General features: G+C 59.8%; 10 protein-coding genes. 2 read left to right on the forward strand and 8 right to left on the reverse strand.

Features of this window, described 5'->3' with window-relative positions; all coding sequences use genetic code 11:
- Positions 1-592 precede the first annotated feature (592 nt).
- The gene (locus tag WX88_RS27110) at positions 593-2,368 is read left to right on the forward strand and encodes an SMP-30/gluconolactonase/LRE family protein (RefSeq protein ID WP_197076642.1); all 1,776 of its coding nucleotides are present in this window, start codon (positions 593-595) and stop codon (positions 2,366-2,368) included.
- 201 nt (positions 2,369-2,569) lie between these two features.
- Here WX88_RS27110 and WX88_RS31730 read toward each other — a convergent pair whose 3' ends face one another.
- The 7 genes from WX88_RS31730 to WX88_RS02320 all read right to left on the reverse strand — a co-directional run bounded on the left by WX88_RS31730 (position 2,570) and on the right by WX88_RS02320 (position 10,813).
- A complete protein-coding gene (locus tag WX88_RS31730) occupies positions 2,570-3,001 on the reverse strand; it encodes a T9SS type A sorting domain-containing protein (protein WP_082115797.1) in 432 nt (143 codons plus the stop codon).
- Complete coding sequence (locus tag WX88_RS02295) at positions 2,883-4,319, reverse strand: FG-GAP-like repeat-containing protein (protein ID WP_197076643.1); 1,437 nt, start codon at positions 4,317-4,319, stop codon at positions 2,883-2,885. Before WX88_RS02295 ends, WX88_RS31730 begins: the two co-directional genes overlap by 119 nt.
- Before the next feature lie 134 nt (positions 4,320-4,453).
- Positions 4,454-5,434: an acyl-ACP desaturase gene (locus tag WX88_RS02300; protein ID WP_046242644.1), complete on the reverse strand. Its 981-nt coding sequence runs from the start codon at positions 5,432-5,434 to the stop codon at positions 4,454-4,456.
- Positions 5,435-5,609: 175 nt separating this feature from the next.
- Entirely contained in the window at positions 5,610-7,274 is a 1,665-nt protein-coding gene (locus WX88_RS02305; protein WP_046242645.1) for a hypothetical protein, read from the reverse strand.
- 114 nt (positions 7,275-7,388) lie between these two features.
- Positions 7,389-8,342 carry a glycosyltransferase family 2 protein gene (locus WX88_RS02310; protein WP_156175910.1) on the reverse strand — a complete coding sequence of 318 codons (954 nt, stop codon included), beginning with the start codon at positions 8,340-8,342 and terminating at the stop codon, positions 7,389-7,391.
- Positions 8,343-8,420: 78 nt separating this feature from the next.
- The gene (locus WX88_RS02315; protein WP_046242646.1) at positions 8,421-9,716 is read right to left on the reverse strand and encodes an MATE family efflux transporter; all 1,296 of its coding nucleotides are present in this window, start codon (positions 9,714-9,716) and stop codon (positions 8,421-8,423) included.
- A 77-nt stretch (positions 9,717-9,793) separates the two neighbouring features.
- Positions 9,794-10,813 carry a hypothetical protein gene (locus WX88_RS02320; protein WP_046242647.1) on the reverse strand — a complete coding sequence of 340 codons (1,020 nt, stop codon included), beginning with the start codon at positions 10,811-10,813 and terminating at the stop codon, positions 9,794-9,796.
- A 164-nt stretch (positions 10,814-10,977) separates the two neighbouring features.
- On the opposite strand from WX88_RS02320, the gene corA reads away from it, so the two are divergent.
- On the forward strand, positions 10,978-12,186 hold the full coding sequence (corA, locus tag WX88_RS02325) for a magnesium/cobalt transporter CorA (protein ID WP_082115798.1): 1,209 nt from the start codon (positions 10,978-10,980) through the stop codon (positions 12,184-12,186).
- Between the two features lie 115 nt (positions 12,187-12,301).
- Here the strand turns inward: corA and WX88_RS02330 are convergent, their stop codons facing one another.
- On the reverse strand, positions 12,302-13,348 hold the full coding sequence (locus tag WX88_RS02330) for an AAA family ATPase (RefSeq protein ID WP_046242648.1): 1,047 nt from the start codon (positions 13,346-13,348) through the stop codon (positions 12,302-12,304).
- Between the last annotated feature and the right edge of the window lie 28 nt (positions 13,349-13,376).

Consider the following 13,376-nt stretch of genomic DNA (forward strand, 5'->3'; position numbering starts at 1 on the left):
GCATACGGTACTGGGCCGATGGCGGCTTGCTTCGAAAACAGGGGTACCATCCCATTGCACTTTCCCGTTTTCTGCCACGGCCCCTTTGCCTTAGACGGTGTGGGCTATGTCGTGTTGGCTCATTACCATGACAATGGGCGCACCCGAATCAACAATCAATGTTGGCCTACGTGAGGATGTTTTGGAAGACGACCCACAAGTCGTCGGACGACACTTTAATAGGAGCACTTGTAGAGCAGTATTTCCGCTACAGGTCGACGCGTTACTGCGCAACTCACCGCACTGAGAAAAGCGCTTAATGAAGTAGGTGAGCGAGTCCGGCACCGGGGCGTGCAACTAGAAGAAAGGATTCGCTTCCACAGTTCAGCTTATTAACCTACCAAGCAATAAATAAAACTATTACAAGAAATAGAATCGTGTTCAATGGCCTTTTTGATTAGCTGAACACTATTACCAAGCCAATGTCAGGACTATATTTATGAGCATTTTGATAACAAACCCTTCATTCTTTCACATAATTCTCAATAAAATGCCCACTAGTATACCAAATTCTTTTCCCGCGAAAGAAATATCCTTTTTTCTAGCTTTCGCTTTGAGCCATTCGGCCTGGGCAAGCCCGGGAGCTGATAAATTTTCCGGCCAGCCAGCAACTACTCGTCCCGCCAAAAACCCTGCTCTACTGGCCGCCGTTGTTCAGGGTGCTCCCTACGGTGGAACTCCGGCTGCATTACCGGGGGTAGTGCAAGTAGAGAACTATGACACCGGGGGCGAGGGCGTGGCTTACCACGATGCAGACCCAACCAACAAAGGCGGTCAATACCGGCAAGATGGGGTCGACCTCCAAGTGACCCTGGATACTGGGGGCGGGTATAATCTGGGCTGGGGTGGAGTGGGAGAATGGCTGACATACACCATTAACGCGACGCAGGCAGCGGATTATCAAATTGATATTCGGGTGGCCTCTCCTACCGGTGGCGAGTTTCACCTGGAATTTGACGGGCAGGACAAAACCGGGCCGCTAACAGTCCCTAACACGGGCGCATGGCAGCGATGGCAGACGGTACGCAAAATAGTGACGCTATCTGCCGGCCAGCACGTCATGCGCTTCGCCATCGACAAGGCCGGGTTCAATACCAATTCCTTCACGTTCCGCAAGGCAGGCTACATTGAGCGGCTCGACCCGGAACTGGACGCCGTAATTAAGCCCGGCGTGCAACCAGAAGTCATTGCCGACGGCTTTGCCTGGATTGAAGGTCCGCTGTGGCTGCCGGTCCAGAAAAAGCTGCTCTTCTCAGAAGGCAGCAACAACAAAGTTTATTCCTGGAGCGAGCAGGAAGGGGTGAAAACCTATTTAACGCCTTCGGGATATACCTCGGGGCCGCCGCGGGCGGGTGGGGGCTCCAACGGCTTGCTGCTGGATGCCCAAGGCCGGTTGGTACTATGCCAGGAAGGCGACCGGCGAATGGGCCGAATGGATGCACCGCTGAGCAACCCACAACCAACTTACGTGCCCCTGGCAACCCAGTACACGGGCCTGCGGTTTAACAGCCCCAACGACGCTGCCTACAACAGCAAAGGCGACCTGTACTTCACCGACCCACCCTATGGCTCGTTGAAAGGGGAGCGCCAGCTTACATACCAGGGCGTATTTAAGGTAGCGCCCAATGGCACCGTGACGCTGCTGACCAAGGAATTAAGCCGGCCCAACGGCATCGCGTTTTCACCAGACGAGAAGACGCTGTACGTTGCCAACTCGGATGGGGCGCGGGCTATTTGGATGGCGTATACGGTGCAGGCCGATGGGGCGCTGACCAACGCCCGCGTGTTTTATGATGTGACTGGCAATACGGACTCTGGCACGCCCGATGGGCTGAAGGTAAACCGGCAGGGCTATGTATTTGCCTCGGGCCCGGGGGGTATTTGGATATTTACGCCCGCAGGCAAAGTTCTGGGTAAAATTCGCACGGGCCAGACGGTGCCGAACTGCGCGTTTAACGAAGACGAGAGCGTGCTCTACATCATGTCGTCGCCGAACGTGGTGCGGGTGAGAATAAAAGATTCAGTCGTACCGGGCCCGTCTTCCAAACCAGCGGCGGCTAGCAGCCCTGCCTCCGCAGCAAGAGCCGCCGAAGTGGCGATGTATCCCAATCCGGCTGACCAAGTTGTGACCCTACGCGGCGACAACTGGTGCGAGCAAGCCATTGCCGTAACCGTGACCGATGCCCAGGGACGGACGCATAAAGTAGATGCGCTTCAGAAGGGCAACGAGCTTACTTTAAGCACGACAACCCTGGAGCCTGGTATCTACTCGGTTAAGCTGCGTAGCAAGGAAACGACCGTAACGAAGCGATTGGTGATTGGGCGGTAGCATGTCCTTCTCCAAATGAAGAGGCCCCCGGTACTGAGCGTATCGGGGGCCTCTTTATTTGAAAAAAGCAGATGTCTCATTCCTTACCACCGCTTCATCCGCCAAACCGATGAATTGGTCCGGTACCGCTAGTCCAGCAGCGCGAAAAGCGGCGCTACTCGGCTGGGGAGCAGCATGGATAATAACCGTTCTAGCCGAGCATCACTGAAGCACCAGCCGCTGAGTAGCTACCGTCGCGCCGGCTTGTAGCCGCACAACGTAGATACCGGGAGCCAGTTCAGCAGTGGGCAAGGAGCCGGTTGCCCGTCCGGCCTGTACCAAAAGCGGGACCGAAGTTATGGCTTGGCCCAGCGTATTGAAAATGATGGCTTGGGCTTCGCGAGCGCCAACTGAAACGGGCAAAGCTACCTGAACAAGGCTGGCAGCAACAGCAGGGTTGGGATACAAGGACAGGACTGGAGATGCCTTCGCGGATGAGGCAGCCAGAACAGCTCCATTTAATAAAACATCAATGCTACGACCACCATAATTGGCCGCCAACAAGTCGAGGTCGCCATCGCCGTCCGCATCTGTCCATGGCCTGTGTATTGCCCAGACGTGTGGGCGTGGCCGAAAAATTACCGAGCCCGTCATTGAGCCAGACGTTCAACGCGAGGTTGTTAGTAAACACTGGCGCCATTAAGTCTAGGTCGCCGTCGCCGTCCAAATCACCCAGCGCCACACACGGAGTATAACTGGCAGCGGTTGGTATTACCTTGGAGGCCGAAGAACTGCCATTGCCATCATTGAGGGTTATGAACAATGAATTTCTCGCGCGCGCTGTCGTCACTAGGTCTAAGTCACCATCCCCGTCAACATCTCCAAGTACGTCATTGCGATAATAGGTTGTCATGCCACCGGTGACTGCCGTAAACGCTCCTTGGCCATTATTGCGGTAGAGCCTATCTGGCCCTATTATATCCAAGTCTCCGTCTCCGTCCATATCTGCCAGAGCTGGGCCTATTTCGGTCGTGCCAGTGTTACCAGGCGCGAGGGTAACGGCACCACCGAAATTTCCACTGCCGTTATTGAAAAGGACCTGAAAGAGGGTTCCCCCATATATCACCAGGTCTAAGTCACTGTCCCCATCAATGTCGCCCAATACCAGCCGTTTAGGGTAAGGGCCCACCACGATATTGCTTGGGCTACTAAATAGCCCGGTGCCGTTATTCAGGCAAATGCTTACTGTGTTCCCGGCCCCTCCAAACCCGCCGTAATTAGCCGAGACAACGTCTAAATCGCCATCAGCGTCCACATCCCCCAACGCGACGCTGGTAGGCCCCTGTGGAACAGTTATATCGGGTGCAGCCGTAAAATTGCCGGTTCCATCATTAATGCGCACGTTAATTTTCCCGGGAATGAGTTGGAAAGAGCGGTATAATCCTGAACTCGTCACAAAATCCAAGTCACCATCGCCATCTAAATCACCTACTCTTACATCGCTTGAATAGTCGTAGCCAATGACCGGTACATGAGCCCCAGTCACAAAGCGACCAGTTCCGCCCGTGGCTGCGGCCGCGAACTGATACACATATGGCGCGGTAGCCGCCCCGCTAGTACCCACCACCGCCGCCGACACGGTCACTGTCAGGAGTTCGCCCGGCTTGAAGGCGGCCGACTGCCCGGCTGGGGCAGTGGGCACCAGCGTCACCGTGTTACCGTTGGTGTTGGCCATGGCCGTGCGTTGCCCCCCGTACTGCGAGGAGAATATCTTGATATTGCCCGCCGTAGCTGGGTTGATGGCCTGCGAAAACGGTACCAGCACTGGAGCCGTACGGGGAGCGGCTATGGCATTGCGGGCCGGGCTTAAGGCTGTACCGACCACTGTCGGGCTTTGTGCTTCAGCGAGCGAGGCACTGAGTAGTATGACCAAAAGCAAGTAGCGAGAAGGTAGCGTAGAGCAGTGTTTCATGTAGAGCATATAAGTGATAAGACTTGGCAAATGTACTTGTGCCAGAACCTCTCACAATGCTTAAAACAGAATGCCCCACCCGGCTTGACCAGATGGGGCAATGTGCGGCGCAAGCCAGAATAGGTCCTACCGGATTACGAAATCCACTTGAACTTGTACTCCAGCTTGGGCACGGGCATGCGGTCGGCTACGCGACGCAGACGATTGGGCAGGGCCATGATGTAGTCGCGGGCCTTTTCGGCGGCTCCGTTGAGGCCACCGATGTGCTCAATTTTCCAGTCGCGGATGAGGGAGTCGAGGATGTCGGTGTAGTCGGTGCTGGTGTAGACGCCGAGGCGCTGGGCGGCATCGGTGAAGTGGCCGAAGGTCTTGCCCATTTCGATGCCCATTTCGCGCATGTAGTGAGCGGGCATCACAATTTTCTTGCGCATCATGTCTTCGAAGGCCAGCATCATTTCGCTGGGGTCCACTTCGAATATTTTCTCCACGAAGGTCTTGTAGACGCGCGCGTGCCGGTTTTCGTCGCCGGCAATCATACCGCAGATTTTGGAGAGCTGGTCGTCGCCGGCGGTGCGGGCGAGCTGGCCTACGCGGCGGTGCGAAATGTTGGTGGCCTGCTCCTGATAGCTCGTGTACACGAAGGCGCGGTACGGGTCGTGGGCCGTGCCAAGGTCGAAGCCGTCGTTGATGAGATACTGGGTGCTGGTTTCAAACTCGCGCATGTTGACGCGCCCGCTCAGGTAGAGGTAGCGGTTGAGCAGGTCGCCGTGGCGGTTTTCCTCAGCCGTCCAGCCCCGAATCCACTGGGCCCAGCCGTTGTCGGGGTCACGATTCAGGCCGTCGAGTTCGTGGAACCAGGCTTCGTAGTTGGGCAACGCCTCCTCGGTGATAGTGTCGCCGATGAGCACGGCCAGCAGGTCGTAGCTGAGGTTTTTAGCCTTTTCGCGCAGCTCTTTTACCTGGTCAAAAAAGTTGTCAAGGCGCGAGTCGGGCAAGAAATCAGCCGGTTGCCAACTGTCTTCCACACTCTTGAGGAAGGTGCCCATGTTAGATTTCAGGAAGCCTTCGAGGTGCTGCAAGACTTCGCTGCGGGAAGTCATCGTGGAGGTAAGCATGGGGAGGGGCACGAAAGCGTGGGTGATACAATGACGAAACGCTTTTGCCGAAGCAAAGGTCTGTTGTGAGGGCACCGGGCGGGGTATAAAATTATGGCATTACCAGAGAGGAGCACGCTAGTAGTACTGTTGAGCTGGCCAGAATAGTATTTTCCCCAACAGGCTGCTTTGCTTTTCAACGCAGAAGCGGTTGGTAGAAACGCAGGGAGGAATCCGTGGCCAGGGTTGCTTCGGGCCGGAGTACCAGGGCCGGGCCAGCGCGGTACTGGAAACGATGGTTCAGCCACTGGGCCGTTTCGGCCGAAAGCAGCCATTGCGTGGCCTGTGCAGACTCGGCGAGGCGGCGCAGGCACGCGGTCTGGTCGGTGGTGCCCGCCAAGTGCTGGCGCAATTCGAGCTGAGATGGGTCGTGCGCAGACCAACCCGACAGCAGCAACGTTGCGCCGGGCCCGAGGCGATAGGTACGGAATGGCGAGAGGCTTTTGAGCAAATCATTGGTCCCCGCCAGCACCCGAACGCGGCCAGCGGTGCGGCGACTGATTTCGACCAAAGCCTGTTCGTGGCGGCTCCGCTCCTGCCCTAGTATCTGGCGGCGGTGCCAGACTTTGGCTCCGTAAGCTAGTAGTACGAGTAGCGCCCCCGCCGCACCCAAGCGAGCTGGCCTAGTAAGGAAAAGGCGCCGCGGCTGGCCCGCATACATCGTGGTTTCGGCAGAATGAACACGGACAATGGTTTTCAGCCAGAAAGCCAGGTTAGTGAATAGCCAGAAATCCAGCAGCGGCAATGCCAGCCGGGGTGGAAGCTTGAGCAGACCCGCGCATAAGCCCAAGGCACCAGCAAAGCCGAGCTGCACAAGCCAAAACCATCCAGTAACGCGGCGGCGCACCACGATGGCCGTAGCCGCCAGGGCGAACAGCAGCGGGAAATAGTCGCGCACCAGCAAACCGGCTCGCAGCCAAAGCTTGGCTGGCACTTCACGGCCCCAGAAATGAGCGGCATCAAACTGGTAGGCCCGGCGGCCCAACTCTTCGTTGACGACCGTGGCATCACCCAGTAGCCACAGGCTGATGGCAGCGGTGCCCAGGCTGTCGGCCGGAGTGTGGGGCTGCGGGCGCAGCTGGTCAAAATCCAGGATGCGGGCAAAATATCGGTCGCGGAATTGGGTCCGGGCTTCAATGGGCGTTTGCAGAGCGGAGGCTACCCCGGCAGCGAGGGCCAGTCCCAGCACCCCACCCGCGGCTATCGGCGCGACGCGGCGCCAGCTACCGGCCAGCACCAGGGCCCCCGGCAAAACAGCCGCAAAGCCCAGTAGTGCCGCGCTGGGCCGCAGCAACCAGGCCGCGCCCACCCCCGCCAGCCCCAACGCCAACGCCGCCGGACGCCCCGGCCGCTGAGCGGCGAACAACACGGCTGCTCCCGCCAGCAGCAACGCCACGCGCACGTGGCTGAACCATAGCCAGTGCTCCAGCCCAGCTACTATAAAAAACACCATCAATGCCACTCCAATAGCCGCGGGCCGCAAATGCGGCCGCAGCAGCTTATCGAGCACCGCACAGAGGAGGATAATGACCAGGCTCAGCAGCGCCCCGAGTAGCAGCCCCAGCCATGGCATGCCGGGCGCGGCGGTGTAGGCAGTGGCCAGCACGTGCCCGTAGCCGTGAAAATAAAGGGGCACCGAAGGCACCGGCTTTAGGGCCAGCACGCCCGAAAAAAGCCAGGCAAACGTGACATCATCACTGGTTTCGCAGTAGCTTCCCAGCCCCATTATGGTGCCGAGCACGAGCCCTGCCGGCAACAGCACAACGCGGGCAAAAATGGCTAAACGAGAAGAAGGCAGCACGGCAGCAACGAGAGTTTGGCCCCTAAGAAACGGGAAGCGGCGTTATCGTGCTTGCGCGGCAGTGGTTTAAAGGGGAAATAAGCGGCCGTTTCCTGGGTGAAAGCATCGATGGAGCTACGAGAACGCCCGGCTCCAGGCGGCCAGGGCCCAATCCAACGGCGTGGGGCGGGCCGTTTGGCGCAGCAGGTCGAATAGAGCCCGTGCTTCGGCTGGACGGTGGCGGCGGGCGGCCTGGCGCATTTCCCAGCGTAGGCGAGTGGCCAGAGCGGCACGCTCATCGGGGGTACGGGCCAGGGCCAGCGCCTTTTCGCACACCCGGATGGTGGAAGCCAGATAAGGGTCGTGGCGCTGGTAGGCGCGGCTGCTCATGCTGCGCGGGTGCTTGCGCTTGCGGGTCGTCACCTCGTCGAGGTACAGAAACTGCCACCCCCGGCTGGCCCGCACCCAGAAGTCAAAGTCTTCGTAGGCCAGCGTTTCATCGTAGCCGCCCAACTGGCTCAGACAGGCGCGGCGCATCATCATGGTAGGCGTGCTGATGAAATAGCGGCGCAGCACCTCCGCGAATACCCAGCCACTGGTGGGCACGGGGCGTAGGCCGCCACGGCCGTCAGGCCGGTGATGCAGGCCCACCAACCGGCCGCTCTCGTCAATCAGCTCCGCATTGGAATAGACCATCCCAACCGCAGGCTCTGCCGATTGAAATGCTGCTACCTGCTGGGCAACGCGCTCGGGCAGCAGCACGTCGTCGGTAGCGAAATCAATGACAAACTCCCCCAGGCTCTGCTGAAAGGCTCGGTTGAAGGCCCGGCAGTTGCCCACGTTTTCCGAGAGCAACAGCAGGTGCCAGGCCGGATGGCGGACCGCGTATTCCTGCAAAATAGCGGGGCTACCATCGCTGCTGGCATCGTCCACGAGCCACACTTCCAGTTCAGCATAGGTTTGACTAAGAATAGAATCCAGCGCCTCCCGCAAAAAAGCCGCATGATTATGACACAGCGCCACCACCGTCACCAGGGGCGCCTTGCTTAATGAGGACTGAGAACTGACGAATGGGGTATGGGGCATCATGCGGCAGTCACAAAGAAAATCAAGAGACGGTCAGGTCATGCTGAGCGCAGCCGAAGCAGGACATTCTTCTTAGCAATACTAGCTGTTTGAGGCGCTTACTTTTGCTTGGTTACTTAGCTGATAGGCTCCGCAGGCCAGCAGCAGCAGGCCATATCGGGCGGCGTGGGCCAGCACTGCCCCCAGCAGGCCAAAGCGGGGTAACAGCACCGCCAGCAAGGCTGCAAATACCGCCGCCGATGCGGCCTGCACCACTATGTAGGGGCCAGTGCGCGCCTTGGCGGTGAGCTGAAGAATGAATATCCAGCTCAGAAACTTGGCCCAGTCGCCCAGCAACTGCGGCACCAGAAAGTCGCGCGCGCCCAGCAGCTGCGGGGCAAACAGCAGCGGCAGCAGCCAGTTGCGGCACATAAAAATCAGGGTCAGGCCGAGGGCCAGCACGGGCGCCAGAAGGCCCAGCACGCTTAGAAGGTAGCTGCTGGCCGCGCGGGGCTGCCCGGCCAGCGTGGCCAGCCGGGGGTAGAACACGCTGCTCATCACGGCCACGAATACCATCGTATAATTATCCGATAGCTTGGCCACGGCCTGCCATAAGTCGGTGCGGGCCGGGCCAAAAGTGGCCAGCAAATAGGCCCGCAGCGTGTAATCCACCACCTTGCCGAAGAGCAGGGTGCTCACGGCCATCAGCAGGAACTGGCCCAGCCCCCGCAAGGCCTGGCGGCTGATGGGCGCCGGCCAGCGCAGGTGCCGCAACAGCCCGGCCCGGGCCGCCAGTCCCAGCGCCGGCAGCAGCGTGAGGCCTTGCGCCAGCAAGTAGGCCAATAACACCACGTTGAGCGGCAGTTGGTGCAGCAACGTGACGGCCACCGCACCGGTCCCCGCCGCGGCCAGCATCACCGACAAGCCAATGTAGGCCCGCAACTGGCCCGCCGCCAGCAACGCCGCCCCCAGCAGCCCCTGCCCCGTCACCAGCGCAATGCCCACCAGAAACGCGACCAGACTCCCCCAGCCCCAGTTCAACAGGCCGTGACTAGCCAACACCAGGGCCCCGGCCAGTAGCGCGGCCACATTGAGCCCGGCCCCCGCACCCAGCCAGAGACGGTAGCGCGGGCTGCCGGGCCGCAGCGGCGCCAGGTACTTCACCAGGCCCACATGCACTCCATCGCTGGGCAAAGCGGTGAGCAAGGCCATCAGATTTTGGAACTGCGCCAGCAGGGTGAGGCCCCCGGCGGGCGCATAAGTTGCAAACAGCTTATTGATGATGAGGGCACCCGCTGCCCGCGCCGCTACGGCTACCCCCGTACCCAGCGAGCCACGCACAAAACCCCGCCAGATGGTGAGGTGTTGGGGTGCTGAAGTGGTAGCGGCTTTGAGCACGAAAAACGCGGTAACTGGGAAAGTCGGAGTGGACAAATAACGGCACACCGAGCCTTATAGTACAATTCTCGCTTCTATTACCCAATCAGCTTTTCCCAGCTCAGACGTAGGCCGGCCACACCACCGAGGTGCCGCTTGAAGCGCAGCAACGAAGCGTTGGGGGCCGAGTCGAGCGTGGAAGTGCCGAGGTCAAGCACGACCATGCCGCTGGCTTGGGCGAAGGCGTGCAGGCCTTCGTTCAGCATCACCACCGGGCTCAGGGAATTGCAGCGCAATGAGCTGGCTGGGTAGAAGTTATACAACACCCGCGCACTCACCTGAATGGCTACGGTGAGGGCCGCCCACTCGCCATCGGGCTGGCGTACGGAGAACAGAAAATGTTCGCGGGGGAAGCGTTGAAACAGCTCCTGCACTCGCGCCAGAGGCAACGATAATTCCTGCCCCCGCTCCTGCCGACAGGCCCGAATAAAATCGTAGGCCCTGGGCAATAAAAAAGGCGGCTCCTGCTCAAAATGCAAACCGAACCGCCGACATTTATGCAGACGTCGGCGCTCCGATGGGTGCAAGCGAGTCTCGTAGCCTTGGCAGGGGTCGAGGTGATAGTTCTGCTCAGCCAGGGCCACGCGGTAGCCGCGCTGCCGCAAGGTTTCGGCCAGTCCGGCGGCCCCCGCGGGGTCGTAGGCGAAGGGGTAGCCGCGCAGGACCAGCTTGCGGATGCCACCCTGCTGAAGGGTGCTTTCCGCAACCGCCAGCAAGCGGTGCAACTGCTTTACCGTGACCCCAGCGGCCAACTGCACGGCCCCAAAAGGAGCCTGGGCCGGGCTGCGGGCCACGCTGCTGCCCGCGTCGAGGACTATGTGAAGCTGCGCTACGGTTAGGCCCGCAGCCGTTTCTTCGAGGTAAAAGCTGAGCACTGGCTCAGTGGCCGGCTGCAACGCCTGATGCTCGGGCCGCAGGTAGAGGAACGACTCAAATGCCAGCGGGAGCCTCGGCGGCGCGGGGCCTTTGGGCCCGCTTTCGGCAACGAATACGGCGAGGCTCGCTGGCTCGTGCACGGTGCCCGCTTCGGCCGCAGCAAAGGAATCAGTTACTTTCAAACCCAAATTTGATGGCTAAGCCGGGCAAAGTACGGCAGAGAACGGTTGGCAGATTCTATTTGCACTGTTTATCGCGTGAATTCAGCCTCAAGAGTATCTTGTCGGTTCTCCCGTACGTAGGGGGCCGAGGCCGCCCTATCGCCCGCATTCCTGTTTTTTCTTGTATGAACCCCATCAGTCCCTCCGATAGCGCTATCGAGAACCCGCCGACCCTAGCCGAGGCCGACGACTCGGACCCGCCCGCAATCAGCATCGCCGACCGCGAAGCTACCCGCCTGGCCCGCGAGCAGCAGGTAGGCCAGCGCCCGGGCACCCTCACCATCCAGGAGGGCGCCCTCAAGCCGCGCCTGTTCCTCACTTCTTACAACGATACCAGCTGCACCGAGCAGGAATACACCGACCGCTACGACGAAATGCTGGCCCAACTGCACCAGCACTCCGAATTGAAACACTGGATTGATGTGCGCGGCTACGGCGACCTGTCGCTGATTGAGCACATGATGCGCGATTTTGGCCTGCACCCGCTGCAAATGGAAGACGTGCTGAGCGACTACCAACGGGCTAAGCTAGAGGTGTTCGACGAAAACCGCTTGTTCATGGTGTCGCGCATGACCGATTTTACCCGTCACCTCGAAATCGACGACGACCAGCTCTCCCTTTTCACCGGGCCGAACTATGTGCTCTCGTTTCAAGACGATTACGACGACTGCCTCGATACGCTGCGAGTGCGCATCCGCAGCAACTTCAGCACCCTGCGCCGCCAGCCCAGCCTGTACCTGGCCTACGCCATCACCGACGTGGTGCTCGACCACTACTACCCAACTATGGCCGCCATCGGCGACTACATTGAAGAGCTGGAAGAGGCCATTTTTGCCGACAAGCGGCCCCGCCGCCTGCTCAACCGCATTCTGCGCGTCAAAAAAGACGTGGTGCGCTTCCGCCGCCTGGTATATCCGGAGCGCGATAAAATAGCGGAGATTCTGCGCCTGCCCGAGGAAATAATGCCCGAAACGCTGAAAATATTCTACCGCGACGCCTACGACCACGCCATCCAAGCACTAGACCTGGCCGAAAGCTACCGCGACAACATCTCCTCCCTCACTGACCTCTACATGTCGGACCAAAGCAACCGCATGAACGAGGTGATGAAAGTGCTGACCATGATTAGCACCATTTTCATTCCCCTCAGCTTCGTGGTGGGCCTTTATGGCATGAATTTCCAGCGCGAGAACCCCGACGGCACCGTCAACCACCTCAATATGCCGGAGCTGTACCAGCCCTGGGGCTACCCGCTGGTAGTAGGCGTGATGATAGTGGTCGTCATCTTCCAGCTAGTCTACTTCTACCGCAAAGGCTGGCTCACAAATCGGTAGAGTCGCTGAACGGTTTGTTTAGCGGTAGCCGCATGTATTTCACAGCCTTCCGGGTGCCCAGCATCTCTGGCTAGCGATAATAGCTGCGACTTTACCCAAACGCCCCCGCACCGAACTACCGGCCGAGCACCGCGCGCACCTGCGCCACCCGTTCGGCCACGGTGCCCTCAATCAAGGTGAAGGGGATGCCGTAGAAATCCAGCTGCATGAGTATCGTGCCGTGCTGGAAGCTGCGGAGCGCCTCGGGGCCGCGCCAGCCGTCTTGCTCGAAGGGCACCGTGGGGGCGCACACGAAAGTGTGGGCATAGCGCTGGCCGCAGACGGCAGCCATGGCTTGCAGCGCAGGGTCGCAACGGTGGAAATAGTAGTAGGAATAGAGCGCGGTGGTAGCAGCGTTGGTGTCGCAGAAAAGGACTCCCTTAGCCCGGAGCGCGGCTTCATCTTCTAATTCGGCATGGCGGCGGGCAATGTAGAGCAGGTCCTCGTAGTCGAGGTTGCCGTTTTTTTGCTCGTGCAGCGTGCGCCCGTATTCGGGGACCCAGGTGGTGTGGCAGGCTTCAGCCAGGGCCGCGCACAAGGTCGATTTCCCGCTACTCTCAGCCCCGAGCAATACTATGTGGGGCACCACGGCGGGCGGCACCACCCCCAGCTGCGCCGCCACCAGCGGATGCAGATACGGCGCGGCCAATTCTGGATTCTGGCGTACTAAGGTTCCCGATACGGGCACCTGCTCGCGGGCCACGTCTACCGCTACGTGGGTGGCCCCCAGGTGCGCGGCAAAGCCCGGCCCGTAGTCCTCACTGGTAAAAACCACCGCTACCCGAATGCCCTGGCGCGCCAGCCACTGCCGCACAAACTCCCGGTGCGTATCATCAGGGGCCGTGTCGGGCGGCACCCCATCAGCCTCAGTGGATAAGGCCACTACCCGAAGCGGCGTGGTGCCGATGCGGGGGCCATCAGCCACGTTATCATCCCGGTACAGCGCTCGAATCCACTGGGCGCGTACGGCCGCCGAATCGGGGCTGGCCCCGTCAGGGTTGGCATACACCAGCACCACCAACTCCGCTACTTGAGCGGCGGCGGTTTCGAGCAGCAGCTGGTGGCCCCGATGGGGCGGCCTGAACTTGCCTACTACAAGGCCAGTGGTATTCAGTAGAGTCATCTTCGAGAGTTGGTTGGGAATTATAGCA

The sequence above is a fragment of the Hymenobacter terrenus genome (assembly GCF_000972495.1).
Classification (GTDB): domain Bacteria; phylum Bacteroidota; class Bacteroidia; order Cytophagales; family Hymenobacteraceae; genus Hymenobacter; species Hymenobacter terrenus.

What these genes read in the sequence shown, in the direction of transcription:
- WX88_RS02330 (WP_046242648.1), bottom strand. Translation starts at nt 13,348, where the DNA reads ATGACTCTACTGAATACCACTGGCCTTGTAGTAGGCAAGTTCAGGCCG.
- WX88_RS02310 (WP_156175910.1), bottom strand. Translation starts at nt 8,342, where the DNA reads ATGATGCCCCATACCCCATTCGTCAGTTCTCAGTCCTCATTAAGCAAG.
- WX88_RS02295 (WP_197076643.1), bottom strand. Translation starts at nt 4,319, where the DNA reads ATGAAACACTGCTCTACGCTACCTTCTCGCTACTTGCTTTTGGTCATA.
- WX88_RS02300 (WP_046242644.1), bottom strand. Translation starts at nt 5,434, where the DNA reads ATGCTTACCTCCACGATGACTTCCCGCAGCGAAGTCTTGCAGCACCTC.
- corA (WP_082115798.1), top strand. Translation starts at nt 10,978, where the DNA reads ATGAACCCCATCAGTCCCTCCGATAGCGCTATCGAGAACCCGCCGACC.
- WX88_RS31730 (WP_082115797.1), bottom strand. Translation starts at nt 3,001, where the DNA reads ATGACGGGCTCGGTAATTTTTCGGCCACGCCCACACGTCTGGGCAATA.